General features: G+C 37.5%; 28 protein-coding genes and 2 riboswitches. Of the genes, 8 read left to right on the top strand and 20 right to left on the bottom strand.

The window, feature by feature from the left end:
• Positions 1-41: 41 nt before the first annotated feature.
• From AC1VNJ_RS12955 to AC1VNJ_RS12930, 6 genes are all read right to left on the bottom strand, one after another.
• Positions 42-500 (bottom strand): hypothetical protein, encoded by a 459-nt coding sequence (locus tag AC1VNJ_RS12955; protein WP_034266457.1) that lies wholly within the window; start codon positions 498-500, stop codon positions 42-44.
• Positions 501-604: 104 nt separating this feature from the next.
• A complete protein-coding gene (locus AC1VNJ_RS12950; protein WP_028413191.1) occupies positions 605-886 on the bottom strand; it encodes a hypothetical protein in 282 nt (93 codons plus the stop codon).
• A 137-nt stretch (positions 887-1,023) separates the two neighbouring features.
• On the bottom strand, positions 1,024-1,251 hold the full coding sequence (locus tag AC1VNJ_RS12945; RefSeq protein WP_028413190.1) for a hypothetical protein: 228 nt from the start codon (positions 1,249-1,251) through the stop codon (positions 1,024-1,026).
• 235 nt (positions 1,252-1,486) lie between these two features.
• Entirely contained in the window at positions 1,487-2,560 is a 1,074-nt protein-coding gene (locus AC1VNJ_RS12940; protein WP_482640872.1) for a branched-chain amino acid aminotransferase, read from the bottom strand.
• Between the two features lie 219 nt (positions 2,561-2,779).
• Positions 2,780-3,265 carry a hypothetical protein gene (locus AC1VNJ_RS12935; RefSeq protein WP_482640871.1) on the bottom strand — a complete coding sequence of 162 codons (486 nt, stop codon included), beginning with the start codon at positions 3,263-3,265 and terminating at the stop codon, positions 2,780-2,782.
• A gap of 20 nt (positions 3,266-3,285) precedes the next feature.
• A complete protein-coding gene (locus AC1VNJ_RS12930; RefSeq protein ID WP_482640870.1) occupies positions 3,286-3,873 on the bottom strand; it encodes a lysophospholipid acyltransferase family protein in 588 nt (195 codons plus the stop codon).
• Between the two features lie 271 nt (positions 3,874-4,144).
• On the opposite strand from AC1VNJ_RS12930, the gene AC1VNJ_RS12925 reads away from it, so the two are divergent.
• From AC1VNJ_RS12925 to uraH, 3 genes are read left to right on the top strand one after another with little or no spacing between them, the layout of a single operon-like run.
• Positions 4,145-5,467 (top strand): nucleobase:cation symporter-2 family protein, encoded by a 1,323-nt coding sequence (locus AC1VNJ_RS12925; protein ID WP_482640869.1) that lies wholly within the window; start codon positions 4,145-4,147, stop codon positions 5,465-5,467.
• An 11-nt stretch (positions 5,468-5,478) separates the two neighbouring features.
• A complete protein-coding gene (gene uraD / locus AC1VNJ_RS12920; RefSeq protein WP_049164821.1) occupies positions 5,479-6,006 on the top strand; it encodes a 2-oxo-4-hydroxy-4-carboxy-5-ureidoimidazoline decarboxylase in 528 nt (175 codons plus the stop codon).
• A complete protein-coding gene (gene uraH, locus AC1VNJ_RS12915; protein WP_482640868.1) occupies positions 6,003-6,359 on the top strand; it encodes a hydroxyisourate hydrolase in 357 nt (118 codons plus the stop codon). Before uraD ends, uraH begins: the two co-directional genes overlap by 4 nt.
• A gap of 35 nt (positions 6,360-6,394) precedes the next feature.
• Here uraH and AC1VNJ_RS12910 read toward each other — a convergent pair whose 3' ends face one another.
• Positions 6,395-6,895 (bottom strand): GNAT family N-acetyltransferase, encoded by a 501-nt coding sequence (locus tag AC1VNJ_RS12910; RefSeq protein WP_048019258.1) that lies wholly within the window; start codon positions 6,893-6,895, stop codon positions 6,395-6,397.
• A 416-nt stretch (positions 6,896-7,311) separates the two neighbouring features.
• Between AC1VNJ_RS12910 and AC1VNJ_RS12905 the strand changes: the two genes are divergently transcribed.
• The 3 genes from AC1VNJ_RS12905 (at position 7,312) to AC1VNJ_RS12895 (ending at position 10,584) form a co-directional block, all read left to right on the top strand.
• Positions 7,312-7,806, top strand: a complete 495-nt coding sequence (locus AC1VNJ_RS12905; protein WP_063247910.1) for a hypothetical protein — start codon at positions 7,312-7,314, stop codon at positions 7,804-7,806.
• 411 nt (positions 7,807-8,217) lie between these two features.
• Positions 8,218-9,147 carry a PD-(D/E)XK nuclease family protein gene (locus AC1VNJ_RS12900; protein WP_217599113.1) on the top strand — a complete coding sequence of 310 codons (930 nt, stop codon included), beginning with the start codon at positions 8,218-8,220 and terminating at the stop codon, positions 9,145-9,147.
• 156 nt (positions 9,148-9,303) lie between these two features.
• Positions 9,304-10,584 (top strand): Nramp family divalent metal transporter, encoded by a 1,281-nt coding sequence (locus tag AC1VNJ_RS12895; RefSeq protein ID WP_029714919.1) that lies wholly within the window; start codon positions 9,304-9,306, stop codon positions 10,582-10,584.
• Between the two features lie 93 nt (positions 10,585-10,677).
• Here AC1VNJ_RS12895 and AC1VNJ_RS12890 read toward each other — a convergent pair whose 3' ends face one another.
• The 3 genes from AC1VNJ_RS12890 to AC1VNJ_RS12880 form a co-directional block, all read right to left on the bottom strand.
• Positions 10,678-11,187 carry a hypothetical protein gene (locus AC1VNJ_RS12890; protein WP_217599114.1) on the bottom strand — a complete coding sequence of 170 codons (510 nt, stop codon included), beginning with the start codon at positions 11,185-11,187 and terminating at the stop codon, positions 10,678-10,680.
• A 255-nt stretch (positions 11,188-11,442) separates the two neighbouring features.
• Positions 11,443-12,066, bottom strand: coding sequence for a hypothetical protein (locus AC1VNJ_RS12885; protein ID WP_217599115.1), 624 nt, complete (start codon positions 12,064-12,066; stop codon positions 11,443-11,445).
• 204 nt (positions 12,067-12,270) lie between these two features.
• Positions 12,271-13,059, bottom strand: a complete 789-nt coding sequence (locus tag AC1VNJ_RS12880) for an HAD family hydrolase (RefSeq protein ID WP_033579103.1) — start codon at positions 13,057-13,059, stop codon at positions 12,271-12,273.
• A gap of 198 nt (positions 13,060-13,257) precedes the next feature.
• Here AC1VNJ_RS12880 and AC1VNJ_RS12875 point away from each other — a divergent pair, with 198 nt between their 5' ends.
• Positions 13,258-13,710 carry a MarR family winged helix-turn-helix transcriptional regulator gene (locus tag AC1VNJ_RS12875; protein ID WP_033579104.1) on the top strand — a complete coding sequence of 151 codons (453 nt, stop codon included), beginning with the start codon at positions 13,258-13,260 and terminating at the stop codon, positions 13,708-13,710.
• A 36-nt stretch (positions 13,711-13,746) separates the two neighbouring features.
• Here AC1VNJ_RS12875 and AC1VNJ_RS12870 read toward each other — a convergent pair whose 3' ends face one another.
• The 9 genes from AC1VNJ_RS12870 to thiT all read right to left on the bottom strand — a co-directional run bounded on the left by AC1VNJ_RS12870 (position 13,747) and on the right by thiT (position 23,781).
• Complete coding sequence (locus tag AC1VNJ_RS12870) at positions 13,747-14,181, bottom strand: hypothetical protein (protein WP_013083346.1); 435 nt, start codon at positions 14,179-14,181, stop codon at positions 13,747-13,749.
• 141 nt (positions 14,182-14,322) lie between these two features.
• Positions 14,323-15,405, bottom strand: a complete 1,083-nt coding sequence (locus tag AC1VNJ_RS12865) for a tyrosine-type recombinase/integrase (protein WP_482640867.1) — start codon at positions 15,403-15,405, stop codon at positions 14,323-14,325.
• Positions 15,406-15,785: 380 nt separating this feature from the next.
• Entirely contained in the window at positions 15,786-16,982 is a 1,197-nt protein-coding gene (locus AC1VNJ_RS12860) for a TcaA NTF2-like domain-containing protein (RefSeq protein ID WP_047750877.1), read from the bottom strand.
• Between the two features lie 47 nt (positions 16,983-17,029).
• The gene (locus AC1VNJ_RS12855) at positions 17,030-17,959 is read right to left on the bottom strand and encodes a TcaA NTF2-like domain-containing protein (RefSeq protein WP_223546630.1); all 930 of its coding nucleotides are present in this window, start codon (positions 17,957-17,959) and stop codon (positions 17,030-17,032) included.
• A 142-nt stretch (positions 17,960-18,101) separates the two neighbouring features.
• Positions 18,102-19,451 carry an ethanolamine permease gene (gene eat, locus AC1VNJ_RS12850; protein WP_034266474.1) on the bottom strand — a complete coding sequence of 450 codons (1,350 nt, stop codon included), beginning with the start codon at positions 19,449-19,451 and terminating at the stop codon, positions 18,102-18,104.
• 21 nt (positions 19,452-19,472) lie between these two features.
• The gene (gene eutC, locus AC1VNJ_RS12845) at positions 19,473-20,186 is read right to left on the bottom strand and encodes an ethanolamine ammonia-lyase subunit EutC (RefSeq protein WP_098626582.1); all 714 of its coding nucleotides are present in this window, start codon (positions 20,184-20,186) and stop codon (positions 19,473-19,475) included.
• A gap of 14 nt (positions 20,187-20,200) precedes the next feature.
• Positions 20,201-21,571, bottom strand: coding sequence for an ethanolamine ammonia-lyase subunit EutB (locus AC1VNJ_RS12840; protein ID WP_033579109.1), 1,371 nt, complete (start codon positions 21,569-21,571; stop codon positions 20,201-20,203).
• Between the two features lie 26 nt (positions 21,572-21,597).
• A complete protein-coding gene (locus tag AC1VNJ_RS12835; protein WP_098626586.1) occupies positions 21,598-23,016 on the bottom strand; it encodes an ethanolamine ammonia-lyase reactivating factor EutA in 1,419 nt (472 codons plus the stop codon).
• Between the two features lie 156 nt (positions 23,017-23,172).
• Complete coding sequence (gene thiT, locus AC1VNJ_RS12830; protein ID WP_047751853.1) at positions 23,173-23,781, bottom strand: energy-coupled thiamine transporter ThiT; 609 nt, start codon at positions 23,779-23,781, stop codon at positions 23,173-23,175.
• Positions 23,782-23,813: 32 nt separating this feature from the next.
• Positions 23,814-23,914: riboswitch (TPP riboswitch) on the bottom strand.
• 174 nt (positions 23,915-24,088) lie between these two features.
• A riboswitch (Lysine riboswitch) is annotated at positions 24,089-24,273 on the top strand.
• 102 nt (positions 24,274-24,375) lie between these two features.
• Here thiT and AC1VNJ_RS12825 point away from each other — a divergent pair.
• Positions 24,376-25,815, top strand: a complete 1,440-nt coding sequence (locus tag AC1VNJ_RS12825) for an amino acid permease (RefSeq protein WP_047750873.1) — start codon at positions 24,376-24,378, stop codon at positions 25,813-25,815.
• Positions 25,816-25,851: 36 nt separating this feature from the next.
• Here AC1VNJ_RS12825 and AC1VNJ_RS12820 read toward each other — a convergent pair whose 3' ends face one another.
• Complete coding sequence (locus AC1VNJ_RS12820) at positions 25,852-26,220, bottom strand: hypothetical protein (protein ID WP_033579111.1); 369 nt, start codon at positions 26,218-26,220, stop codon at positions 25,852-25,854.
• Between the last annotated feature and the right edge of the window lie 84 nt (positions 26,221-26,304).

The raw sequence follows: 26,304 nt of genomic DNA, 5'->3' as shown, positions 1-26,304 counted from the left end.
ATTATATAAAAGTTAACGATAAAACACAACCTGTCTCTCTATCACTTGATAGATAACTTAAACGCAGTATCTTGCCACTTTTGATAAAGAAAAAGTAGAACAGCAATAACCATCATTAGTACAAATAATAAAAAATGATTCATTCCCTTCAGTGTATAAATGTCTAGTTTTTCAAAGATAGGACTCATGACAAATGCCTGAAATAAATCGAACGCTGCATTGATAATCATAAACATCCAAAAGCCAGGATAGGTAAAATAAAAAATAAAAAGCGTTCCTATTATAAATATGCCAAAAGGAAAAGGCGTCATATTAACAAAGAAAAAAAGAGTTTCATTGACTTCCCACCAGTTAAAGCGATCTGCAATTTGAAAAACCACCGTTAACAATACCACTCCGAATAGCGATACAGCCATATACCGCTTTACTCGCTCTTTATCAACTGCAAAAAGCAATAACCAAGGACCGATAAAAAGCACCCACATTACGATTTGCGCCATGAGCTTTCCACCTTTCACTTTCAAAAAGAGAATATATATTATTCTGTCCTTATTTATGTAAAATAACCAAGAAAAGCACCCTTGTTAAAGGATGCTTTTCTTGGTTATCGTCGCAGTGTAAAGTTGAAATGTTCATTTACTATAGCTCCTAGCTCTTCAAGAAACTGCTGAGCAGTCATTTCCTCTACGCTTTGGGTATACCAAGCAAGCTGAGATTTTTTATGAACATTGTTGTAATATACATCTCTTGACCAATATGTTTTTGATCGGTACGTATAATTAAAGTGAATGAATAGTTCACTCCCGTCTGGACACTGCAACAACACGCGGTAATGTGGATTACGACGATTTTTATCTAAACTCATTTCTTTAATCTGCGCTAACATTATTCACCTCTAAAGCCATTACTTAATCATTTAAAGGTAAATGCCACACCACGCTATATCCTAGCTCTGCCATCAACTAGAAAATCATATATTTTCTAAAATTCTACACGATATAGGACAAAAGAGGAAGAGATAATTTATTGGTGGACGTGTAAAGTTTCATATAAATCTTTTAGCTGCTCAGGGTATTGAGACCTTACGTAATAACCTGTAGGACGGTGCTCGATTAAATGAGAAGCAAATAAGTAGCCGATGAGTACGTGCATTTGTTCATCTGAGGTTTCTTGGTTTAATTCCCATTCGAGTCGTTCAGCTAAGTGTGAAGCCAGCTGTTTAATTTTTTCATCATGTGATAAAAAAAGCATTTTGTTCTCCCCCTTATATAACGAATAAGTAATGCTGTGAATTTCAATAATTTCAATAAAGACAACGTATTGTTTTTATAAGGATAATTATATTTTATTTTACAATTAAAGTATATAAATAGTTCTAAATATTCAAAAAATAACTTATTTCTTTTGGACTATTCCACAGCAAACAAAAAAAGAAGCGGGAGCTGTCCCGCTTCTTTTACGTAAAAAGATATTCGATTACCGAAATTTATTCTACTTCCACTGCCCAGCCGAATGGATCTTCCACTGTACCATTTTGAATACCTGTTAGAGTGTCATACAGTTTTTGTGATACTTCTCCTGTGTTTCCACCGTTGATGCCCATTTTCTCGTTATTCCAAAATAGCTCGCCAATCGGAGAAATAACTGCAGCTGTACCTGTTCCAAATGCCTCTTCTAGTTTGCCTTCCGAATAAGCTTGCTTAATTTCTTCCATAGAAATACGGCGCTCAGTTACAGGCATATCCCAGTGTTTTAGCAGCTCAATGATGGATTTACGCGTAATTCCTTCTAAAATGCTTCCGTTCACAGATGGCGTTACTACTTCTCCATCAATTTTGAAGAAAATATTCATGCTTCCTACTTCTTCAATGTACTTGCGTTCAACTCCGTCTAACCACAGTACTTGTGAATAGCCTTTTGAGTCAGAAAGCTGCTGAGCTTTTAAGCTTGAAGCATAGTTTCCGCCTGTTTTAGCAGTCCCTGTCCCTCCGGCTACAGCACGAACAAATTCGCTTTCAACCGCAATTTTTACAGGAGCAATTCCTTCTTTATAATATGAGCCAACTGGAGATAGAATAATGATAAATTGGTAGCGGTCAGATGGCGCTACTCCTAAGTAAGGCTCTGTCGCGATGACAAATGGACGAATGTATAGTGATGTACCTTCAGCAGTAGGAATCCATTCGCGGTCAATTTTAATCAGCTGCTTTAACGCTTCTAATGCTAAGTCTTCATCAACATGAGGAATACAAAGACGATCGTTTGATTTATTTAAACGTTTGAAGTTCTCATTTGGTCTAAATAATAATACTTGCTCTTTTTTTGTTACATATGCTTTTAGTCCTTCAAAAACAGACTGCCCGTAATGAAAGATCATGGATGCCGGATCTAATGTGATAGGTTGATAAGGTACAATACGAGCATCGTGCCATCCTTGGCCTTCTGTATAATCCATAATGAACATATGGTCCGTGAAGATTTTCCCGAATTGCAATTGATCAGATTGCGGCTTTTCTTTTTTTGTTTGACTTAGTGTTACATCGATTGAATAAGTTGTCATAGTTGTTTCTCCTTGCTCTTTATATTTACGGGTTTTTCGCTTAAACCTCTATATAAGTTACATTGTACAACTTTAGGGAAGCGTGTCACAATAGTTAGAGACGAAAAATTCTAAAAATTTTATAAAAATTATAAAGAAATAGCACCTAATCGAATTAAGTGCTGAATTGAAAAGGTTTTCTTTCTAAAAAAACTATTTCTACATTTTATTTACAACCATTTATAAACCAATTTTCACTCGAAGCTTTTCATCTTGTATTGAAAATTGTTTAATTTTCCCTACTGGAATGACCTTTATTTTTTCAATTTCATTGAGATTGATATGAATTTGTTTTTCTTCATACGTAGTAACAGGCGACTTATGAAAAATTCGATAGTTGATCCAATTTTGATTAAGAGGTTTCATTTCATGGATTTTGAATAGAAGCGTACGTTCTTTTGCCTCAAGAGGTTCTAGCACAATGGAAAATGGAATTCTCACCAGAAATTTTTTAATAATTCCATTCACGTGAATATAGGAGTCTTGAAATGAAATAGAAAATTGCTGAATTTGATCTTGCTTTGTCATTTGCTTTTGAAAAATCCGCATGAGCATAGAAGCGGATATAGGAACGGTTACCCCGCTTTCAGCCATCTTTTCTTTCATTTTTGCCTGCACATCATCACTAATTACATCGTTTAGCTTTCTCTGTACCCAATCCTTCATGGTGCACCTCCGCTATGAAGTTATCTTGCTGTTTCCTCTAACGCACGAATTGAAGCTGTTAAATGGTTTGACACGTCCTCAAGGCGATCCTTTGTCAGTTTATCTTCCCCAAGGTAGATAGGTTTTCCAAAGGAGATAACAATAGGATCCTTCGAAAATAGTTCTTTTACATTTGCAGGTCCTTTGTACACTGCGGGTACAATAGGAACCTTTGCCATGCTCGCTATAGTGACTGCCCCTCTTTTCAGAGGAACGTCTTCCCCTGTTCGCGTGCCGCTAGGGAAAATCCCGACGATATGTCCTTGTTTTGCCAATTTAATAGGTGTTTTAATGCTGCTGGGTCCCGGGTTGTTACGATCTACTGGGAATGCGTTAAGTTTTTTTAATACATTACTAGTGAGTATATGATTAAAAAGCTCCTTTTTTGCCATAAAATGAATTTGGTGAGGCAAAATAGCCGCACCAAGCGCTACGACGTCTACCCATCCTTTATGCGAACAAGCGATCACAAAGCCTGTATCCGCTGGCAGATACTCTCTGTTCCTTACCTGAAACTTCCCCCTTCTTTTTAATAAAAATTTACATGTGTGAGCCGCAATATTATACATAAGTGTTTCCTCTTCTCTCTATTAGTTGAAAATATATACAAAAATTATATCACTTGATATTAAGAGTTGGTACCAAAAAAAGGAATGTAACATATTTTTACACGGTAGCTTACCTACTTCTATATATATTGTAAAAAAGGAGATATTGAAACCTCTGTTTTTGGTCAACTTGACTAATGACATCCCTTAAAAAACATTTTACTATTAATGTATCATTCTAAATGTAATATTTATTAACATTACATGTGATATAATTAAAGGAGGTTTTTAGGTGAATAACCAAAATCGACCGTTTCAACTAGCTTCATTGGGATTACAGCACGTACTCGCTATGTATGCGGGTGCCATTCTCGTTCCGCTGATGGTAGGACGCGCATTAAATTTAAATGCACATGACTTAGCCTATCTCGTAGCCATCGATTTACTGACCTGCGGACTAGCTACGCTGCTGCAGGCTTGGACGAACAGGTGGTTTGGGATTGGTCTTCCTGTTGTACTTGGAAGTTCATTTGTAGCGGTGACTCCTATGATTGCGATTGGAACTCAATATGGAATTAGCGCTGTTTACGGAGCGATTATTGCCGGTGGTATTTTCATCGTACTGGCAGCAAGTTTTTTAGGCAAAATTATTAAATTTTTTCCTCCAGTTGTCACAGGAACGGTTGTGACGATGATTGGTTTATCACTTGTACCATCCGCTGTCCGAAATATGGCAGGAGGAGTAGGAAGTAAAGATTTTGGTTCTCTTTCTAATCTTCTTTTATCTTTTGGTGTTCTAGCGCTTATTTTAATTTTAAATCGATTTTTCAGCGGTTTTCTTCGTTCTCTTTCTGTGTTGATTGGAATTGTAGCCGGAACAATAGCCGCTGTATTAATGGGAAAAGTTAATTTCACTAACTTTAATGAAGCTTCTTGGCTGCACATTCCCACTCCTTTTTATTTTGGGATGCCCACTTTTGAAATTGGACCGATTTTAACGATGATTCTCGTATGCTTAGTCATTATTATTGAGTCTACAGGCGTATTTTTAGCGTTAGGAAAACTGTGTGATCAGGAATTAACTGAAAAAGATTTTACAAAAGGCTACCGTGCCGAAGGAATCGCCATTGTTCTTGGAGGGCTATTTAATGCTTTTCCTTACAATACATTCGCTCAGAATGTAGGACTGGTTCAATTATCGAAAGTAAAAACAAAAAATGTAGTGGTAGTAGCCGGCTTTATTCTCGTATTATTGGGACTTGTTCCTAAAATAGCTGCTTTTACAACCATTATTCCTACTCCTGTTTTAGGAGGAGCAATGGTCGTGTTGTTTGGTTTAGTTATTTCATCAGGCATCAAAATGCTAAGTGCTGTCGATTTGGCCAAACAAGAAAATTTGCTGATTATTGCGTGCTCTCTTTCACTTGGCCTTGGTGTAACGGTGGTACCTGATTTATTCGCTCAGCTCCCAAGTGCTTTGCGCGTAATTGTAAGTGATGGAGTTATTACGGGAAGCTTGGCTGCCATTTTATTAAATCTCTTTTTTAACGCATCAATTGAACGAAAAGTACCTTCTGTCTCTTTAGAGAAGACAGATTATTCGGAAATAAAATAAAGAGGTGTAGTATGAATAACGTATCCGTGCAGTATGTAAATCAGCTTAGCAAGAAGCATTTTGTTTCACTAGTTGGTGATATATTTGAACATTCACCTTGGGTTGCAGAAGAGGCTTATTTTAAAGGCCCTTTCTCTTCCGTTGAACAACTTCATGGCATGATGAAAGAAATTGTAGCGCAAGCATCTGTAGAAAAACAGCTAAAGCTGCTGCAAGCTCATCCAAATCTAGGTGAAAATATCGCTATGACATCTGCTTCTACTGAAGAACAAACAAAAGCAGGCTTACAAAACTTAACACAAAATGAGTATGAACAGTTTTCTTCTCTTAATGGAATGTATATGGAAAAGTTTCCTTTCCCTTTTATTTTGGCAGTACGAGGTAAACAAAAAGAAGATATTTACGAGGCAATGCAAAGTCGCTTACAGAATACCAAACAAACGGAGTTTGCTACAGCTTTAGAAGAAGTATATAAAATTGCTTTCTTTCGTTTAACTGATAAAATTACTGAAGATAAGGAGACAAAGAAACGAGCATGACTAAAATTACAACGCATATTTTAGACCTCACTCACGGATGTCCGGCTGCTTTTGTCAAAGTTGATTTCTATCACATCCAGTCAGAAAGTAAACGAATAAAGCTTTCTCGTGGTACTACAAATGAAGACGGAAGATTAGCAAACCCGCTCTTCTCTTCTGAAGCGTTTGAATCAGGAGATTATGAACTTTTGTTCCATATTGGGGAATACTATAAAAAACAAGAAGTCCAAACAACAAATCCGCCCTTTTTAAATCAAGTTTCTGTTCGAGTCGGATTGTCTTCTGAACAAGAACATTATCACATCCCTTTGCTTGTGTCACCATGGGGGTACCAAATTTATAGAGGAAGTTAAAAAAGAAACGGCGTCTTTAAACGTCGTTTCTTTTTTTAGTTGAGCAATTTAGACATATAGTACTCATCAATAAACAAACCGCCAATTCGCAGTGAATGTTTCTTTGTTCCTTCGATTCCAAATCCTACTTTATCATATAAAGAAAGAGCCTTTTCATGCTGTATAGCGACTGTCAGTTCAAGACGATGAATATGGTGTTCTCTCGCCCATTCTTCAAGTGCACCGATTAAAGCCGTCCCAATTCCTTGATTTTGAAACGTCTTTCGAATACCTAATGTCAAAGAAGCGATGTGAGCGTTTCGGTTAGCTTCGCCCCCTGTTGCAGCTATATATCCCACAAGCATCTCGTTTTCTTCTGCTACAATAATCGTAGAGTTTGGCTGCTGCTTAAAGATTTCGATGTTTTTCTCCTGCTGATCTGTACTCAGCTTTCGCTCTCCGCTTTCGAACAGCATAAACTTACTTTCTTCTTCAATCTGTTTAAGCAAATCTACAAAGTTTGCAGCATCATGTAATTCTAGTTCTCTAATTTCCATGCTGATCCCCCTTTTTGTGTGTCCCTTTTGTTTGTATATGTATTGGTTCACCTTTATAAAATATAGCTTTACAGTTTCTTACGAAAAATACGGCTTTTTAAGTAGCTGCAGTAGAACGAAAAACCTACTAATCTCCCTTTTTTTGAAATCCTTTTTTCCTCTGTATAATTTTAAATCACTTATCAACTTCTGTAAATTTTTTAGATTCCCTCTTTTAATTTCCATTTATCTTCCTTTTATATAGGTTTGAATTGGATATAAGGAGACCTTTTATAGAAAACACATGACTATTATCCTGTTTTTTGTGAAGAAAGAAAGCAATAAATGTAATTTCACTTGTAATCGTTTAGAATAGAAAAAGTGGAAATTTTATGTACCTATCCTCCTTAATTATTGGTCTGTGAAAGGAAATTATTATGAAAGTACAACCCGCAAAATGTGGTGTATATGTCTTAAGCGGTCTAGGAGCTGTTACGGTGTTCTTCTTACTTTTACTTAAGAACAGTGCTTTCTTTCTAGAGGAAGAATACGACCAAAACAAACCTGAAGCTGCGCTTGGGGTCAACGAACATACCTATCACCTTCACAAAGGTTCTATTAACTGGTCAAACGGACGTTCAACAACAAAAAAAGAAATAAATGTATATGATTTATATACATACATATCGCAGCAAAAAAGTATCCCTTTAAAGCAGCAACAATTGGTTAAGCTCCATTTTTCCAACCTAGACGGCGCTTATATTCGCGGCGTGAGCGTGCATATATGGAAAAATAACGGTGAAAAAACCAAGCTGTTTGTCAAAAATAATGAATTTAAGATTCCTGAAAATCAAGGTTTTTACGTTGTAGATATCGTGATTAACTCTACAAGAGGAACAATGCAATATGCGGCAAATGTGCAAATACAGTAAGTTTGGCTGCAGTAAATAAAAGGGTCAGAAATTATAGAAGGGATCAAAAAGTTACCACAAAAAAAGAGAGCAATATGCTCTCTTTTTTATAAAATGAAAAAGACGTCCACGCAGGACGTCTTTGATGCGTTTGTGGCGGGGACCGTGTGACCACATTCACACGTTTAGCTCGAAAGCATGTCCTTCGACTTACACAAATTAGCTCATCGCTTTATTAATATAACATCTGCCATAGAAAAAAGCAACCAATTTTTAAATAGTTTTTTCTATTTATACATATTTCGCAAGAATCCACAAAATAATATGCATGCGTAGCTATTCACTCTCTACACTTTTAGTCTATTTTAACTCATATACGAATACACTAATAGACCAACCTATGCGCAGTTTTTGAAAAAGGATGTGAATAGCTTGTTTCAAATCACTGATTTCCCTGAATTTTCATGGTCCTATTCCAGGCATAAAATGATCACACAGTGCAAACGAAAGTATACATATCATTATTATGTCTCACACAACGGATGGCTTGACAGCGCTTCTGCACAGTCTCAAAGCGCTTATCGTTTAAAAAAGGTTTCTACTTTATCTATGTACGCAGGACAAGCCGTCCGTCAGGTGATTACAGAAGCCATTTCTGACTATACATCTACACAGATTGTCCCGGGTGAACAAAATTTAGTTAAGAAAGTACAGCAGCTACTAAATAACGCACTGCGTGATTCTACTGACTATGGAGAGCTTTGGTATCATAAGCCTGCTCAGTATAAGATGCTTTTAGAATTCTACGAAAACGGCTATATTTCTAAAAAAGATCTTAAAGACATGCAAAAGCGGGTACACATTTGTGTGCATAACTTTTTACAAAGTAAATCGTTTTGCGACGTGGTGTCTTCACCTTCTTTAGAAGTAGATTCTCCTCAGTCGTTTCGTTCTATAAATGTGTATGATCATAAAGTATATGCGCCTTTTCATTCCCTTTTTAAAAATCCAGTCACAGACGAATTTACGATTGTTGATTGGAAAACAAGTAAACAAACAAAAGATGATTTGTTTCAACTGGCAATTTACGCTCTCTACGTGCTAGCTGAATATAATATTTCCGTTGATCAGATAAAAGTCCGAAACGAATACTTGCTTTCAGGCAGTGCGCGTACGTATCAGCTTACTCTTCACGAAATTGAAGCTGTTCTTCGGCAAATCGATACAAGCATTGACTATATGAAAACTTTTTTGGAACACTCAGAGGTAAATCAGCCTCTTCCGCTTGAGCATTTCCCTCAAGCAGATACGCCTTCCTCCTGTCACGGGTGTGCATTTAAAGAATTGTGCCAAACGGGATAAAAAACAGCTGAAGATGATTTATATTTTTTGCTAAACTTTTTTATTGTCAAAAGAACCTTTGCTAGCATATAATTTGCATTAAGGAAACATTTTATACTTCATTTAAAAAAATTAGCTTGGGCTATTTATCGTTCATCAAAGAAAGGAGCACTAGACATGAAAGATCAAAACGGCAGTAAAGCATTATCAGCTATGCAGCTAAGTGCTCAAGACGTATTGTCGGGTAAAACAAAAGGAATTAAGCGATTATTACCTTTCTTAGGGCCTGCCTTTATCGCAGCGGTTGCTTATATTGACCCAGGTAATTTTGCTACTAACATCGCAGCAGGCTCTCAATACGGATACATGTTGCTTTGGGTTGTATTAATTTCTAACTTAATGGCTGTCTTAATTCAATCGTTATCAGCTAAATTAGGTATTGCAACAGGCTTGAATTTACCCGAGATAGCACAAGAACACTTCCCGTCCTTCGTTTCTTTTGGGCTTTGGATCCAAGGGGAATTAGTCATTATGGCGACGGATTTAGCAGAATTTATTGGGGCTGCTCTTGGAATTTATTTATTATTTCATATTCCTTTGTTCCCAGCTGCACTCATCGCAGCGGTAGGTTCTTTTGCTATTTTAGAGTTACAAAGACGAGGTGTTCGACTGCTAGAAGCAGCGATTGCGGCAATGGTTTTTATTGTGGTATTAGCTTTTGGGACTCAAATGTTTCTTGCGCATCCAGACGGCGCAAGTGTTGTCCACGGCTTATTTGTCCCTCAGTTTCACGGGACAGACAGCGTGCTGTTAGCTTCTGGGATTTTAGGTGCTACAGTTATGCCGCACGCGATTTATTTGCACTCAGCTCTTACTCAGCGCCGCGTGGTAGGAACTACAGAATCGGAGAAAAAAGCGATTTTCCGCTTTGAATTTATCGATATTGTGATTGCCATGATTATCGCTGGTGCAATTAATGCAAGCATGCTGATTGTCGCAGCCGCTCTATTCTTTAAAAACGGATTAAACGTGCAAGATTTGGACGTGGCTTTTACACAATTTGAACATTTAATTGGTCCTTTTGCAGCTATTGCGTTCGGTGTTGGATTATTATCTTCAGGACTTTCAAGTTCTTCGGTCGGAACAATGTCTGGAGATGTCATCATGCAAGGATTTATTAAACGCAGAATTCCTTTATATCTTCGTCGTTTCATTACAATTATTCCGCCGCTTTTGATTATCGGACTTGGCGTAAATCCAACAAGTGCACTAGTTGTCAGTCAAGTTATTTTATCGTTCGGAATTGCATTTGCGCTCGTTCCTCTTATCATGTTTACAAGCAACAAAAAAATCATGGGCGGATTGGTTAATCATAAAGCTACAACGGCTGTAGCTTGGGTGATAGCAGCATTAGTTATTTGTTTAAATATCTTTTTGATTTACCAAACATTCGCATAGTAAATAAATCAAACTTTCAAGAAAAAACAAAAAAGAGACCCTGAAAAGTTAGATATAGTCTAACAATTGGGTCTCTTTTTTATTATTTTTTTATTAAACGATAGTAAAAATGAAGTAGACGAGAGTTCCAATAATGGCCGACAGTACTAAGCAACCCAGTGGATATAAATAAGAATAGTTTTCTTTACGGATTGAAAGAAGGCGATCCACAATAAAAATAAGAATGACGCCCAACATTCCGAATTCAAACATTAATAACCCAAAAATGGCGTGAAATATGAATGACATGATAAAATCAATTTTTTTACCACGGTCTTTTACAAAAGCGCTGACTAATAAATCAACGATAACCGTGCCTAACGTCCCCATTATTAAAAAGAAGGGTGTAAAAAATAAAAGGTATAAAGGAAATAAATCAATGAAATTCGGACTGGTTTTTTTAATAGAAAAATTAGGAATTGATTCTTTTATACCTGGCATAAAACAAAAAAGTAAAGTAAAAAGAAACGCAGCTATAATGGCGGCTGATAGCTTTCTATTTAAATGTATGTTTATTTTTTTATTACTAAATTCAGTAGTTGTTTTTGTATGTTTATGATTCATATGTCTTTAACGTGATGTACGCACCTTTTCCTTTCTCATAACTTTTTTATTTATATTTTATGTCTATCTTTTGGTACCAGCAGTTACAATGATACACGTTCTTTTTGAACTTGACTACACTAACGCGTTTTATGTCTATTCTCTTTTTCTTTTTATGTCTATCGTTTGCTCTTTCTATGAGAAACAAGATAGTTTTACAAAAAAACGCCTTCTTTTTCTATACAACAAAAGATAGGCGTTTTTTTCTGTATGTAATTAATAATCTTGTTTGGCTTCTTCAAACTTGAATACATCTGCTCGTTCTGATTGCTGTGTAATTAACAGGTTATACGTATGGTTGGCCTTTTTTGGAATTTTAAATGCAACGTCGAGGTTAAGTGGTTCGTCGTCAGATAATGACGGTGATGAAAAAGCTGTCCACAAGGTGTGCGGGGTTTCTGTCGATAAATTTCCTCCATCAGACGGTTCGTAGATTTGATAAGTTGTTGTGTCTTGTAATGTAAACGTTGTGTCGTTTAATACTACAGTCGAATGTTCATTAGGTGTTCGCTGAAACTGAACGGATACGACAACGTACTGAGTGTTTACTTGTTTAGCTCCTTTAACAGGATAAAATTGTGCATCCGTTGTGGAAACATAATATTGACCGTGTTTTGATCGTTCTCCAAACGCTAATCGATCATCGGTTTCATCTTCTGTCGCTACCCGACTTACAGGCGCCATCGTTTCATCTGTTGCTGAAATGGTGTCTGCTCCAGGGGCATGTTTAGGTTGAGGGTTTTTGTAAGTGACGTGCGTATCGCCTTGTTTGTCTTCACAAGCGGCGAGACTTGTGAACAAAACAGCCGCTACAAGGCTTCTGGTAACTATTTTCTTCATGTTATTCCTCCAATGACTAGTCTATATACTATGCTACATGGTATTTATCTGGGAATCAAGGATAAGATTGGTTTACTATGCAGGAAGAAGAAAAAGTGACTGAAGTCAGTGAGATTTGGAACGGATATAGGACTTTCAGAGACTTTTGTACTTGTTTTTACAACAAAAAAAGAGACGATTTACGCCTCTTTTTGTTTGTTCGTATTACGAATTTAGTTCATCTAAAATTGAATGCAGTTCACTTAAATGGGTAATTTCATAAGTAGGAATGACTTCATTTCGCTCTTTATCGTGACGATTAATCCATACAGATTTCATTCCAACGCGAGAAGAACCCAGTATATCTGTCATTAAATTATCTCCAACCATGATCGCTTCATCTTTCTTTAAATCCATAAGTGATAAAGCATGGTCGAAAATAGATGGATCAGGCTTACCCCGGCCAAATGCCCCTGAAATCACAATCTCATCAAAATATGGAACTAGTTCTGATGTAATATCTAATTTGGTATTTTGTAAGTCAGGTGAACCGTTTGTTAACAGCAGCAGCTTGTACTTTCCTTTTAATTGATCAAGCACTTCAAACGTTTCTTCGTATACAAAAGGTGTTTTGCGGCGCTCTAATGGAAAACGTTCAGCTAATTCCGCTCCAAAAGCATCGTCGTGAATTCCTAGAGCACGAAGGCCTCGAGTCCAAGCTTCTTTGCGATAAGTAGGAACAATATCTTTCATTTTTCGGAATTGATCATGATCGTCTAGAAAATTTCCCCATAACCCTTCAAATGGATTAATGCCAATCATTTGCGTAAATTCATAGGTTTCATACGAAGCATATAATTCTCTTGCTTCCTTACGCACCGCTTCTTCTAGTTCTTCAGGTTTTAGATTATATTTTTCACTTGCATATGTACATGTTGCAACGAATGCTTCTTTTACGCTTTTTTGATCCCAAAGTAGCGTGTCATCTAGGTCGAAAAAAACCGCTTTAATCATGGATGTGTGTACCCCCTACTGTTTTTGAAAAAGTTTAACTATTCTTACACTAGATTACAAGGATACACACAATAAGTCTAGTGTATTTGCAATTTATTGTGTAAATTTATTTTTATAAAGGATCACCTTTACAAACAAATTTACAGAAATAAAAACAGCTGATATAATCACAGCAGGTATATATGCAGGAGGTTTTATATGGAATCGTTAGAAGAAATATTCGGCATTCCCACCGTTCGTACAAGTAAGCGCTTAAGCAGAGTCGTTGCCGCACACTTACGTCCTTTTGGGATTACGCCAGAACAATGGACCGTTTTAAAGCGCGTATCAGAAGCTGAATATAGTACACAGAAGCAATTAGCTGAGCGAGCAGATAAAGATCAAGCGACGCTGACTAAAATTTTAGATTTACTAGAAAAACAAAATTGGATTCAGCGTGTTAGAAATCCAGAAGATCGCCGCTCGTTTTTTATTCAAATAACAGAAGACGGCCTGCGTTTAAAAACAGAAGTGACGCCTGCTGTAGAACAGGTATTTTCCGAATTAACGTCCCAGCTAAACGAGCAGCAGGTAAAGATTTATACCGACACTTTACAAAAACTTGAATTCCGCGCCGAACAATTGCTTCAAGACGCAGAAAACCTGCGTTAAATACCCAAAACCCCACAGGTAACATTCTGCGGGGTTTTATACGTAGTTGGCAATACATAATACTTCTTTAATTTTTGAAATCACTTGTTTGGTTTCATCTGTTAAAGAGGTGAATTTAAACGCGATGGATTCTGCATTTGGATTAATGAAGGGTTCTTTATTTGTGTCTTTGCGGTAGTCTTCAATTTGTTCTAAACAATATTTTAAAATAAACGACAAGTTTGCACGTCGAAATCTCAAACTGACGGTAGAAGGCCATCTTTTTTGAAACTGATTGCTCCCTTCATATTGAATCGCTCCGATGTAGCGTTCTCCGGATAAAAAAGATTCTTTACTTCGATATAGCTGAACGGTTTGGGCTGTTCCGCTCCAGTCAATATAAATACCTGCTGTTTCACAAACTTCGTATATGTAATGAAAAAGCTCCGTTACTTCTCCGAAATGGTAGTGAAGCGGATGTTTAGCCGTCATAGGTAGCTCCCTCCTTTATCGACTTTCTACCATTATATTGTAGGAAAAGTAACTTATTCATTTATACAACTTATTTCATACCCATAAGCAGTAAAAATGAAAATATATATTTTTTAGTTTACATAAAAATATTATAAGTGATTAGCGATAGCCCGACTTTCGAAACGCGTCGTATACCGTATCCTCTTGAAGTTTTTCAAGATAAACGTTCGTTGTAGCAATAGAAGAATGCCCTACTACTTGTTTCACAACCGCAAGCGGAACGTCATTAGCTAAACTATTTGTAATAAAGGTATGACGAAACCAATGAGGAGAAATAGACGCGTTTCCTTTTACTTTATAAACAGCTGATTTAATCGTTCGATACAACGTTGTATAGGATAATCGCTTTTTTTCGCTGGTACGATAATACTCTTTAATGGAGTAAAAAAGCGGTTCAGTGTCAAAAGGACTTAGTTCGGTGCTTTCATTTAACGCTTGCCGATAAGTGAAAAGCGTTTCTTTCACATCATCAAACACGGGAATAGTGCGTTCTTTTTTTCCTTTACCAATCACATCTACAACCAAATTTCCGCGGCGGTCTTCGCGGAAGCTTCCCCAATTTAAACTTAGCAGTTCACTTGAACGCATTCCACTCATATACAACAGCATTCCCATTAAGCGATTGCGCGCTTTGAATTCCTTTTCATGCTGGCGAATGCGCACGACGGATTCTAACGCATTTACAATCACCTGGGCTTCGCGATCGGTTAGCTCTCGGTATTCGGTACGATTTTGTTTTTCCTTATCACTGTAATGTCCTTTTGCGATAGATGGTTTTTCAATCCACGTCGTATACAGCGAAGGATAAAAATGAGTAGCGTGTCCAAACTCTAGCATTCTTCTAAAAAATTCTAGTTTTCTTGCAGCAGTGCGATTGGCATATTGATTTATCATTTCTTCATTAAATAATTTGACTTCCATAAATCCAATCGATTTTAATGTAATCTCTCGTTCATAGAAAAAAGACAGAATCGTTTTCATGTCTTGATTGTAAGATCTGATCGTATGAGGAGAAAGTGATTTTTTGATAATACGCATTGAAAAAAAGAGCTGAATAAATTCTTCATCTGAAACGTGCTTTAAATTCAAGTTGTTATCTTCATCTAAGAGCTCTGCCTCTTCCCACTGCTCTTTTAGCTGGCGAAACGAATTTTCCGCAGGCGATAATTCAAATTCTTCCATTTTAACCCTCCTAATTACCACAAACAAATGAATACCTTTTAAATGATCCAAAATTGTATATAACGAATTTTTATCAAACTGCAACAAATACCATTAAAATTTTTCAAAAACCTCTCAAAACTCAATTTAGAAAGCCGTTTTTTTAAGATTTTAATAAAAACATCCATTATATGTAAAATAAATTCTATTTTCTGCTTATTACTCTACTTTATCATATGAACGCTTGATAAGGAAGAGTTATCTTGCGTTAGTATAGTAAAGTATTTTTTAAAATGCTCTTTCTAAAGATTTGCTTTTTATGGTGGAACGTTAAAATCTATCATGATAGGAATTACACAAATTGTGTATACATAAAAACATCACGCAAAGCGTGATGTTTTTTAAAGTGATTCAATTTTTGTCAGATACAACTGTTTGTTGCTGTAAGAAACGGTATACGTTCGGTAATACTCTTTTTCTTGACTTTGACCGTTCGTTGTAATGGAAATAACTTCTTTTGTTTGGATTGTATAGACCGTTTCATCATCATCTTCTTCTTCACTCACAGGTTCAACGTCTAATACTGAATAATCAACGAGTTCTTCTCGAATGTCTCTTTCATACAGCATTTTCACAAGCTGCTTTTGATCATTCCACAAAACACTGTCACGCTGGATATAAGGCTGTACGTGTTCGAATTTATTTGTGTTAATGGACTTTGTTAAATCTCGCAAATAATGTTCAATAAAAATATCTGCTGTTTCTTGATCAACTTTTGGGATATTTTTTAAATTAAACTCTTTTTCTTCCTTCTCTTCTTTTTCTTTTTCATCTTCTTTAAAGTCGTCGATTCGCTGAGAGCTGTTTTTGCTGATGGCATACTTTGTATGGTTCTCTTTGAAAACCATGATTTCTTCCTTTTCCCCTTTTTCATTTGTGCGGGTTGTTTCGCCTTGGTATGAAATATCACTAGAAGGATTAATTGACTTCACGTATTCCATATATTCATCAGCCGTAATGTTGAGGTATTTTTGATGATAGGTAACTTCATCCCATTCATTTAACTTCCATTGCTTATTAACGTATTTAAAATTCATGTAAATGGTCAGTCCGCCGCTTCCTTCTTTACTAATTGGTTCAATGGCTGACACCGAAAATTGCCCGGCGTGATTGTTAATAAGTTCAAATCGAATAAGATGATTAACATCAGGGAAAAAGCTCATATTACATTCTTTACAGTAATAGTTAGTGGAGATACTTTTTAACTTTGTTGCAATTAAAGATGATGTTGCATATGGCGTTAGCGCTTTTTTTAACGTTTCATAATCAGCAGGGTTAGATTCATTATCCCATTCATACTCTTCACCTAATTCTTTATAGGTGCTTGAAATTTTATTCATCGTCTCAACTGCAGTTTTTTCTGCTTTTTTTTCTGATACAAGATCAGGCTTGATAGATGACTTAGCTTGATCTTTTGGGATCACTTCATCTGAGGAAGGTTCGGTTGGTTTGGATAACTTAACTGTTTCTTTTTCTTCACAGGCCGTCAAAACCATTAGCAGCAGTAGAACGAATGCAATCGTCCATTTTTTATGCATAAGGTGTCCTCCTCAATGCCGAATTTAGTCTGTTCTTAAAAGGATCTTTAATTTTCGAACGTATCGAGTACGTAATCACCGCTTGGAATTCCCCATTTTGCCTTTTTATGTTGAACTGTTTTAGCAAGTAACGAAATGGAGTTTTCTTTAAGCGTAATGACAATGGTTCCTTTATTTCCTTGCCCATCATTTTCATATTCAATGGCGGCTTGGTTATTTTCAAAGCGAATATTTTTTTGTTCAACGGTTGACACGCGGATTTTGCTAGGTGGCTGGTACGAATTTATTTTAATCGTCGCTTCCGAGTTGGATGTAGCAAGAAATTGAATGATAGGAGATCCGTTATCATTACCAGTGGTCCATTTTCCATCGTAGTCGTGTAAATCTGTTGTTTGTGTAGTGGGAGTTTCAGTGTGTGTATTTGGTTTAGATGAAAAGTCGAATGGTTCTACACTCGATAGCTTTAACGTATCGTTTTGGTAAACAGCTGTATAAAGGCGGTCACAAACTTTGCTGTAAGGATCTTTGCCGGGCTGTTTTAATAAGCTTTCCTCGTGGGTTTGTATTTTGAACACATGGTTAGGTTCTTCATACCAATTGACAATATGAAACGTTTGCTTCTTCTGCTCGATGCCTTGTCGTGTGAAATTTTCAACAAGAAGGTTCTGCTCTTTATAAAAAGAACTGTCCGCTTTCAAAAAAGCTTTTAGATCATTAAAAGAGTTGTCATCAACTGCTTTTCCGAACGCTGAAAAATAATCAGTCATCCAGGCTGTGATAAATTTTCCGCTCATTGCTTCTTTATTCAAATCAATTGATTGAATGCTTTCTACCTGTGTTTTTGGTTCATTTAGTACTTTTTTTGCATCTTTTTCTACTATCATTGTATTTCCGTCTTTTATTGTCTCTTCTTGCTGACAGGCTGATAACAGAATAGATGAAACAACCGTGATAATGATTGTATTACGTTTGTTCATCATAATTGCCCCTTCTTTATCTAATATAAATGTATGTATATTCTTCCAACAAACAGACCTAGTATATCATTCTACAAAAAAACGCTCAACCCTTTAATTTCACAAGAAAAACGGCTTGCTCTTACAGCAGCCGTTTTTCTTCTTATTTAATAGATGCTTCTTGATATGAATTGGATGCCTCTTTTTTAAGCTGTCTTGAACCATAAAAAACATAGTAAATAATTGAAAGAAGGAAAATGCCAAGAATCACATACATTAAAGGTAGAGAAACACCAAACAGCATTAAACTTGTTGTAAGCACACTGTATTTTATAATGCTGTATAAGCACAGAATCCCTAATACTAAAGCAACGCTTGGCACTACCGGGTAATTTACTTTAAAAGGACGAGACAAGTTAGGTTCTTTTTTGCGTAAAATAAAAAGAGAAACTAAACTGATGCAGTACATCATCATTGCTCCGAATACAGATAAGATAATAAGGGCATTGGCAAACGTGGCAGATCCAGCACAAATCACACCGATTGCTCCCGGAATCAACAAACCGCCGACAGGAACTCCTTTTTTATTCGTTTTAGCAAGAAATTTAGGGAAGTAACCATCTCGTGCAAGCGCATAGGTTTGTCTTGAAAATCCCATGATGATTCCATTTAAACTAGCAATCAATCCGAATAGCCCGATAATAGCAACAACGGTTGAAATGCCGTTTCCGTATACAGAAGACAGTGCCTGCGGAAGTGGATAATCGGCTAGCTTCCCGCTTCCTCCGCCAAGTCCTGCTGTTACAAATAGCGTAAACAACGTTGCGGTTGCAAGAGTAATAATCGCTCCAATAAATCCTTTAGGAATGTTTTTCTTAGGGTTTTCCACTTCTTCCGCTGCCATTGCTCCGCCTTCTATTGCAAGATAGAACCAAACAGCGAATGGAATAGCCGCTAGTACCCCTGTTGGCCCGTTAATAAATGAATGATCGTTAAAAATATTTGATGTTTGTACATGAGGCAAACCAGCTACATAAAAAATAGATAAACCAATTAGTGCAACAATGGTAGCTGTAAGCTCAATCACCGCTACTTCTTTTACCCCGATTAAATTTAGTAAAACAAAGAAAATAAAGGCACCTACCGTTGCATATACAGGGTTAACGGCTGGGATAAGAAAGTGCAGGTATGCTCCTGTTGATACCGCAATAGCAGGAGGAGCAAAAATAAATTCAAGCAAGCATGCAATTCCGGCGATATATCCGCCAAAAGGTCCAAGTGCTCTTCTTGCATAAGCTGAAGGTCCACCAGCTTGCGGGATAGATGTTGAAAGCTCTGCATAGCTGAACATAAACGTTGTGTAAAACACGGTTACAATTAAGGTTGCAATTGCAAGTCCGATAATCCCGCCTTGTTCAAACCCGTAGTTCCACCCAAAGTATTGTCCTGAAATAACCATACCAACTGAAATAGCCCATAAATGAATAGGTTTTAATTGTTTTTGTAACGCCATACGTTCTCCTCCTTTTGATGTTTAGACAATAAGATGTACACCGCTTGTTTGCTGCTTAATCATTTTGTCAATCATGGTACCGATATGTGCGGCTGCCTCAATAGGAGGCGTACCTCTTTTATGAATATTAGAAATAACCATACGATCAGACTCTTTTTTGCCTTTGCTAGGTTCATAGCACATGTAAGCACTCATGGATTCAGCACTGACCAGCCCAGGTCGCTCTCCAATCAATAGCACAAGTGCTTTTGGCTTTATGATTTCACCAATTTCATCCATACATGCAACTCGTCCTCCTTTTACAAAAAACGAAGTCCCGATACGAAGTCCATATGACTCCAGTGAATCAATTAAAGCAGGATACACGTCGCTCATGTTTTCTTCAATTGCCTTAGCGCTCAGTCCATCTGATACCACTACTTGTACATCAGGCTGTGGCACGCAGTTTTTTAAAATCTCTTTCTTAGCGTCATCTGCTAATAACCTCCCTTGATCCGGCCGTTTTAAATAATGTTCTTTTGACTCCGCGCGTGTATTCACAGAAAAAAGGTTAAACTCAGATAGAATATCTTCTGAAACTGAGCCGTATACAGAGTCTACGGCTGCGGCATGATCTGTGCGAAAAGATAAAACGTCTTTTGTTAGCGGCCTTGTTCCCGTACGACCAACACCTATGCGGGCAGGGGTAAATTGTTTAAGTGTTTCAAGCGGATCGCGATTTGACTTTGGTATCATAGTAAGCACCTTCCTTAAATCAAATTCATAAAAATAGTTGGGTCTCCAGCTCTTGATGTGAAGCGTCCGTTTTCCATAATACGCTGATCTTCAAGCCATTTTTGAAATAACGGCGTTGGGGTACGGCCGAGTACATTGCGCACGGTTGCGATATCATGATAACTAAGAGACTGATAGTTTAGCATGCAGTCATCAGCCATGGGCACTCCTATTACAAAGTTCACCCCAGCTGTTCCTAGAAGCATACTTAAATTATCCATATCGTTTTGATCAGCATCCATGTGGTTGGTGTAACATACGTCTACTCCCATAGGCAAGCCGTGCATTTTGCCCATAAAGTGATCTTCTAGCCCAGCTCGCAGGACTTGTTTGCTGTTATATAAATATTCAGGTCCAATAAATCCAACAACCGTGTTAACTAAGAAAGGCTTGTAGTGGCGAGCTAAGCCGTAGCATCTAGCTTCGAGCGTTACTTGATCAATATTATAGTGGGCTTCTGCTGACAGTTCAGAACCTTGTCCTGTTTCAAAATACCAGCGGTTCGGACCTTTTGCTGTCCCTTTTTCATGAATTAACGCTGTCGCTTCATCGAGCATAGACAGTGAAATCCCAAATGAATCATTACCGGCTTCTGTGCCTGCTAAACTTTGGAAAATCAAGTCAGCAGCTGCTCCTTTTTCGATTGCTCTCATTTGACTCGTCACATGTGATAATACACAGTTTTGAGTAGGAATTGACCATTCGTTGATTATATTTTTTGTTTCATTTAAAAGCGCGTAGATATTATCCGTTGTATCAATAACAGGGTTAATTCCGATAACCGCATCTCCAATTCCATAGCTTAACGCTTCGTAGAGAGATGCTCTCATTCCTTTTAAGTTATCTGAAGGATGATTAGGCTGGGCTCTTGAAGCCAATACGCCTTTTTGACCGATAGTCGTTTGACAAGTAGTTTGCACTTCTATCTTGGCAGCTCCTTGAATTAAATCTAAATTGGACATAATTTTAGTAGCTGCCGCAATCATTTCGCTGTTTAATCCTTTGCTAAGCGCAAGAAGGTCTTCTCCGGTATGCTCATCAGATAAGATGTATTCTCTTAACTCCCCTACTGTCCAATTTTTAATAATGTCGTAAACCGATGAATCAATCTGACTTTCGATTAATGCCGAGACGTTGTCTTCATCTGCGCTTAGCAGCGGGTAATTTCGAATATCAGCAAGTGTGATATCAGCTAGCACTTGTTTGGCTGCCATTCGTTCTTTCATTGACTCAGCGCTAACTCCTGCGAGCTGATCTCCAGAACGTTCTTCGTTTGCTTTGGCCATAATTTCTTTCAAGCTATAAAATGAAAATGTTTCTCCTAACAACCGGGTAGTTTTAAACATCGTTTCCTCCTTGTATGTTCAGTTGATTATGATGAAAAAGCGAGTGTTTTAATCGAAACAGAGATTGCCTCTCCAGCTACGGGTAACCCTAGATCGATATAATCTCCGTGGGTAAAGTCAATTTGATCTAAACAAATAATTTCTAATTCTTTCTCCTGTTTGGCTAGTGCTTGTCCTAAAGCTTTAGCAATATCCTGCTCGCATAAAACAACGAGGCACTTAGCTCCTTTAAAACAAGCACCAAATTCAGCGCTTATTACTTTTGCTAATTCTTGCAGCATTATATAGCTGCAGTAAGGGAAATGAGATAAAGCAATAGCAACGGGAGGATCTTCTGCGCTGAAAACAGTTGAAGCCTGCATACATGCCGTTCGAGCTCTTTCTTGAAACAGCTGCGGATTCCACTCCTCCTCTTGCTGTACGGGTATCTCTATAATCGGAATATTTTTTAGTGGCAGCCGCTTTGATTTAATGTATACGGTTGATCCGCTAACTTCTGTATTTTGCATACCAGCTCCAATGACAGTGGCTCGCGTTGTTTCAGCGGCTTGAGATACCTGTATGGCTTGAAACTGATAAGCTAGCAGCGGACCAATGTCTCCGTGTATGGCCACTTCCTTCACTGTTTTTGGTTTCTCCTTCTCTATCATGGCTCCTACTCCTCCCGAGACCATGATTGTCTCTGGCCGAGTAGAAGATCTTGTATGAGGGGAAACGAGCAGCAAAGAGGTTTGCTTCAGTGCGCTCACATAATCCACGGTTTCTTTAGCTAGCAATTTGCAAATAGACGAGAGTTTTTCAAATGTTGCTTTTTCGCCTTCTTGAAGCATCAGAGAATTATTTTTTAAAAATTCAGTTAAATAAGACGAAACGTAGGTAACAATACCATCTTCGTTTAGTCGAATTAATCTTCCGCCTACATGCAGGGTAAACGTTTCAATCACTTTTCCATTTTGACATAAGGCGATGTTAGCAGTGCCTCCACCTACATCAATATTGGCAATCACTTTATTGGTTTCAGCAGAATGTTCGATTGCTCCCGATCCTTTTGCCGCTAACATTCCTTCTAAGTCAGCACCAGCTGTTGCAACAACAAAATTCCCAGCGTGTTCAGCTAGATAGTGAACGATACTCTCTGCATTTTGCTTCCGAGCCGTTTCTCCTGTGATGATCACAGCACCCGCCTCCACTTGATCTAAGGAGATCCCTGCTTTTTTGTACTCTTTTTCTAGTAATAGCGTTAACCTTCGAACATCGATTTCAACCTCGTTTACCATAGGTGTTGTATAGATGGAACTTGCATACGTTACGCGACGATCAATAATTTGACAGCCTGGCAGCGTAAACTGATTTTGTTGATTTGCTATTAACAGTTTGCTTACAATCAGTTTTGTTGTGCTTGTTCCAATATCTAAACCTATGCTCGTGATCCATTTCTGTAGCATACGATCAATCCTTTATCTCGTTTGAATATGTTGACTATCATAAAACAGTTTTTTGAATATTTCACTAACTATGTTATCAAACCTGACACACTTTTGTGTAAACAAAGGTGACAAATAAGAAAAAAGACTAAATCTTGGCAGATTTAGTCTTTTTTCTTATGATGAGTGTGATTTAGTTACAATCATTCTTGATGCCGATGGAATTAACAATGAAAGAATGACTAAGCAGGCTATTAGTGACCCTACCATTGAAATACCGTTCATTGAAAAAGAATACCACAGAGCGGACATACCCTTTGGTGCGTACGATCCCCAGAAAATAATACCAGCAATAAAGTGCCAGAAATAACGTGCGAAGCTGCCGATAATAAGGGATAAAACAATTAAAACAAAAGCTTTTGATCTGTTATTGGTAGCTAAATTTGTTTTAATAGATTGTGAAAAAATACCTCCAAAACCTATAAAAGCAAAAGCTACAATATATTCAATAAATGTTTGTAGCGCTGTTAAAATATAAGCTGTTCCTGTGGCTAACTGCAAAAGCCCCCATAATAGACCAGATAGAGCCCCGCCTTTTACTCCCCAGCGAAAGCACATAATAAAAATGGGCACCATGGAGAACGAAATGCTCACAGCCGTCGCAATTTTAATTGAAGGCAAAAGGTCAAGTAGAAGTGCCAATGCTGCAAAAATAGCTATTTCAATTTTAGCCTGTAAAGGTAATGCTTTATTCACGTTTCTCACTCCTGTTTTTGAATCATTCATATCAAACGGTTTACACAGGAGTAAGCAAATATATGCTACTATTCCCACATTCCTACGCTAGCGTTAACTAACAGGTTCGAAGGGTCTGAACATTTCGTTCACTCTCAGCACGGCGGCTCCCCCTGTGGTACGTTTGGATATTTATGTAGTATAAAGACAATGTTTATTATACCATACGTAACAAAATAGATTCGAGAGATTTCAAAGATGTTTCTATTTTCTGAATCTATTTTTTATAATGACAATCGTTTTAGTATTTGTTATACTTCTTTTATGTCAATTGAATATAAAAAACCCTCATCCTAATCGATGAGGTAGAGGTCGCAGTTTTTAATAGTAAAGTAACGGAAATGCAGAGAACATTGAGGATGTTGCTTGAAAGGAAAAATTGCCGAAGTTTAAATCACTTCTCGGTTGATTTAAGCTGGGGCTGTCTCCGAACAGGAACAGAACTGTCACATCATGCGAGTGATGTGAAGAGCTATCTTCACGGAAGGTTGACGCGGTTTTCAGATTTAAAAGCGCGCACATATACTGCGGGCTTTTTTTATGTTATCCCGTCTCTTTCCGTACATTCGAAAGGAGTATTTATCTATGCAAGAGCAGCAAGAATTAAAACGTGGGTTGAAATCTCGCCACTTAACGATGATTTCATTAGGAGGAGCCATCGGAACCGGCTTATTCCTAGCAAGTGGTGGAGCAATTCACACAGCAGGACCTGGGGGAGCGCTTTTAGCTTACGCTATTATTGGCGTAATGGTTTACTTTTTGATGACCAGCCTAGCAGAGCTAGCAGCTTATATGCCTGAAGCTGGTTCATTTAGTACGTATGCGTCTCGTTTTGTAGATCCATCCTTTGGTTTCGCTCTCGGCTGGAACTACTGGTATAACTGGGCTATTACGATTGCAGCTGAATTATCTGCTGGAGCCCTTATTATGAAATTTTGGTTCCCGAACTCTTCTTCTATTTTATGGAGTGCCCTGTTTTTATTAATTATGTTTGGGCTTAACTACCTTTCTGTAAAAGGATTTGGTGAATCTGAATTTTGGTTTTCTTTAATTAAAGTAGTAACGGTTATTATCTTTTTAGTTATTGGTATTATGATGATTTTTGGTATCTTTAACAATGAAGCACCAGGTTTTAAAAACTTCACGCTTGGTGATGGACCGATTCACGGTGGATTCTTCACTGTACTAGGTATCTTTATGGCAGCTGGTTTTTCATTCCAAGGAACAGAGTTGCTTGGAGTCGCAGCTGGAGAAAGTGAAGATCCGGAAAAAACGGTTCCTCGCGCAGTTAAACAAGTCTTCTGGCGCATCTTGTTATTTTATATTTTAGCTATTTTTGTTATTGGAATGCTTATTCCATACACAGCGAATTCATTAGCAAGTGATGACGTGCGAGTAAGTCCGTTTACTTTGATATTCGAACGAGCAGGTCTGGCGTTTGCAGCATCAGCGATTAATGCCGTTATTTTAACAGCTGTTTTATCTGCTGGTAACTCAGGCATGTATGCTTCTACGCGTATGCTGTGGAACTTAGCGAAAGATGGAAAAGCACCAAGGTTCTTAGCAAAAGTGAATAAACGAGGCGTTCCAGTTAATGCCTTAATCGCAACGGCACTTGTCGGTACACTTGCATTTGGTGCTTCATTTTTTGGAGACGGTGCGGTATATACGTGGTTACTTAACGCTTCTGGTATGTCTGGTTTTATTGCTTGGTTAGGAATTGCGATCAGCCACTATCGTTTTAGAAGAGCATTTGTTGCTCAAGGTCATGATTTGAGTGAACTTCCATATCATGCAAAACTTTTCCCATTTGGCCCTATCTTTGCCTTTATTTTATGTGCCGTTGTTATTTTAGGCCAAAACTATTCGGCGTTTATGGGTGACTCGATTGACTGGTACGGTGTACTTGTTTCTTATATCGGACTTCCTTTATTCTTAATTGTGTGGTTAGGATACAAATGGACGAAAAAATCGAAGCTTATCCCGTTAAAAGAATGTCAAGTAACAGTGAAAAAATACGAATAAAAAAAGCTCTCTATTCTTTTGAATAGAGAGCTTTTTTTATATGAGCTGATCGGCAAAATGAAGAGATATATAAGCGGGTTGGTTTTTCATAACAAGCATATAACCTTTGAGGGGACGGTTATAGTAATCAGCAGCTTCGATATAATAAATACGCTGAATTAACCTGCTTAAATGAGTTGCAAAAGATGGAAGTTGGTGATTAGGAATGGTTTGGATGTAGTCTATGATTTCTTGTTTAGTTTGAAGGCCTGAACGGGTACATTCTAACAGATGAAAAAGCGGATCTGCTGCTATAGTAGATAGTTCAGAATTGTGTTTGATTCTATTCAGCTGGATATGCAGTTCTTTTTGGGACCATCTTTTCGGCACAGCTCTTAGATGTTGATATTGAAAATGTGTACTCATGATAGCTAACACCTTTCGTATTAAAATAATAAAACAACTTATTATTTTAATAACCTTTACACATGAAACTAAAACGTTACAATG

This window comes from Priestia sp. 3CA3, assembly GCF_056836725.1.
Note: the sequence above shows the minus strand (reverse complement) of the source record. Positions and strands in the feature narration are given on the sequence as shown.

Coding starts and splice junctions, on each gene's coding strand:
- AC1VNJ_RS12880 (WP_033579103.1), bottom strand. CDS start 13,059: ATGATTAAAGCGGTTTTTTTCGACCTAGATGACACGCTACTTTGGGAT.
- AC1VNJ_RS12875 (WP_033579104.1), top strand. CDS start 13,258: ATGGAATCGTTAGAAGAAATATTCGGCATTCCCACCGTTCGTACAAGT.
- AC1VNJ_RS12935 (WP_482640871.1), bottom strand. CDS start 3,265: ATGAAGGATTGGGTACAGAGAAAGCTAAACGATGTAATTAGTGATGAT.
- AC1VNJ_RS12890 (WP_217599114.1), bottom strand. CDS start 11,187: ATGAATCATAAACATACAAAAACAACTACTGAATTTAGTAATAAAAAA.
- AC1VNJ_RS12865 (WP_482640867.1), bottom strand. CDS start 15,405: ATGGAAGAATTTGAATTATCGCCTGCGGAAAATTCGTTTCGCCAGCTA.
- AC1VNJ_RS12910 (WP_048019258.1), bottom strand. CDS start 6,895: ATGGAAATTAGAGAACTAGAATTACATGATGCTGCAAACTTTGTAGAT.
- AC1VNJ_RS12905 (WP_063247910.1), top strand. CDS start 7,312: ATGAAAGTACAACCCGCAAAATGTGGTGTATATGTCTTAAGCGGTCTA.
- AC1VNJ_RS12885 (WP_217599115.1), bottom strand. CDS start 12,066: ATGAAGAAAATAGTTACCAGAAGCCTTGTAGCGGCTGTTTTGTTCACA.
- AC1VNJ_RS12860 (WP_047750877.1), bottom strand. CDS start 16,982: ATGCATAAAAAATGGACGATTGCATTCGTTCTACTGCTGCTAATGGTT.
- AC1VNJ_RS12855 (WP_223546630.1), bottom strand. CDS start 17,959: ATGAACAAACGTAATACAATCATTATCACGGTTGTTTCATCTATTCTG.
- AC1VNJ_RS12825 (WP_047750873.1), top strand. CDS start 24,376: ATGCAAGAGCAGCAAGAATTAAAACGTGGGTTGAAATCTCGCCACTTA.
- AC1VNJ_RS12870 (WP_013083346.1), bottom strand. CDS start 14,181: ATGACGGCTAAACATCCGCTTCACTACCATTTCGGAGAAGTAACGGAG.
- AC1VNJ_RS12820 (WP_033579111.1), bottom strand. CDS start 26,220: ATGAGTACACATTTTCAATATCAACATCTAAGAGCTGTGCCGAAAAGA.
- thiT (WP_047751853.1), bottom strand. CDS start 23,781: ATGAATGATTCAAAAACAGGAGTGAGAAACGTGAATAAAGCATTACCT.
- AC1VNJ_RS12940 (WP_482640872.1), bottom strand. CDS start 2,560: ATGACAACTTATTCAATCGATGTAACACTAAGTCAAACAAAAAAAGAA.
- eutC (WP_098626582.1), bottom strand. CDS start 20,186: ATGATACCAAAGTCAAATCGCGATCCGCTTGAAACACTTAAACAATTT.
- AC1VNJ_RS12835 (WP_098626586.1), bottom strand. CDS start 23,016: ATGCTACAGAAATGGATCACGAGCATAGGTTTAGATATTGGAACAAGC.
- AC1VNJ_RS12895 (WP_029714919.1), top strand. CDS start 9,304: ATGAAAGATCAAAACGGCAGTAAAGCATTATCAGCTATGCAGCTAAGT.
- uraH (WP_482640868.1), top strand. CDS start 6,003: ATGACTAAAATTACAACGCATATTTTAGACCTCACTCACGGATGTCCG.
- uraD (WP_049164821.1), top strand. CDS start 5,479: ATGAATAACGTATCCGTGCAGTATGTAAATCAGCTTAGCAAGAAGCAT.
- AC1VNJ_RS12950 (WP_028413191.1), bottom strand. CDS start 886: ATGTTAGCGCAGATTAAAGAAATGAGTTTAGATAAAAATCGTCGTAAT.
- AC1VNJ_RS12955 (WP_034266457.1), bottom strand. CDS start 500: ATGGCGCAAATCGTAATGTGGGTGCTTTTTATCGGTCCTTGGTTATTG.
- AC1VNJ_RS12840 (WP_033579109.1), bottom strand. CDS start 21,571: ATGTTTAAAACTACCCGGTTGTTAGGAGAAACATTTTCATTTTATAGC.
- AC1VNJ_RS12945 (WP_028413190.1), bottom strand. CDS start 1,251: ATGCTTTTTTTATCACATGATGAAAAAATTAAACAGCTGGCTTCACAC.
- AC1VNJ_RS12930 (WP_482640870.1), bottom strand. CDS start 3,873: ATGTATAATATTGCGGCTCACACATGTAAATTTTTATTAAAAAGAAGG.
- eat (WP_034266474.1), bottom strand. CDS start 19,451: ATGGCGTTACAAAAACAATTAAAACCTATTCATTTATGGGCTATTTCA.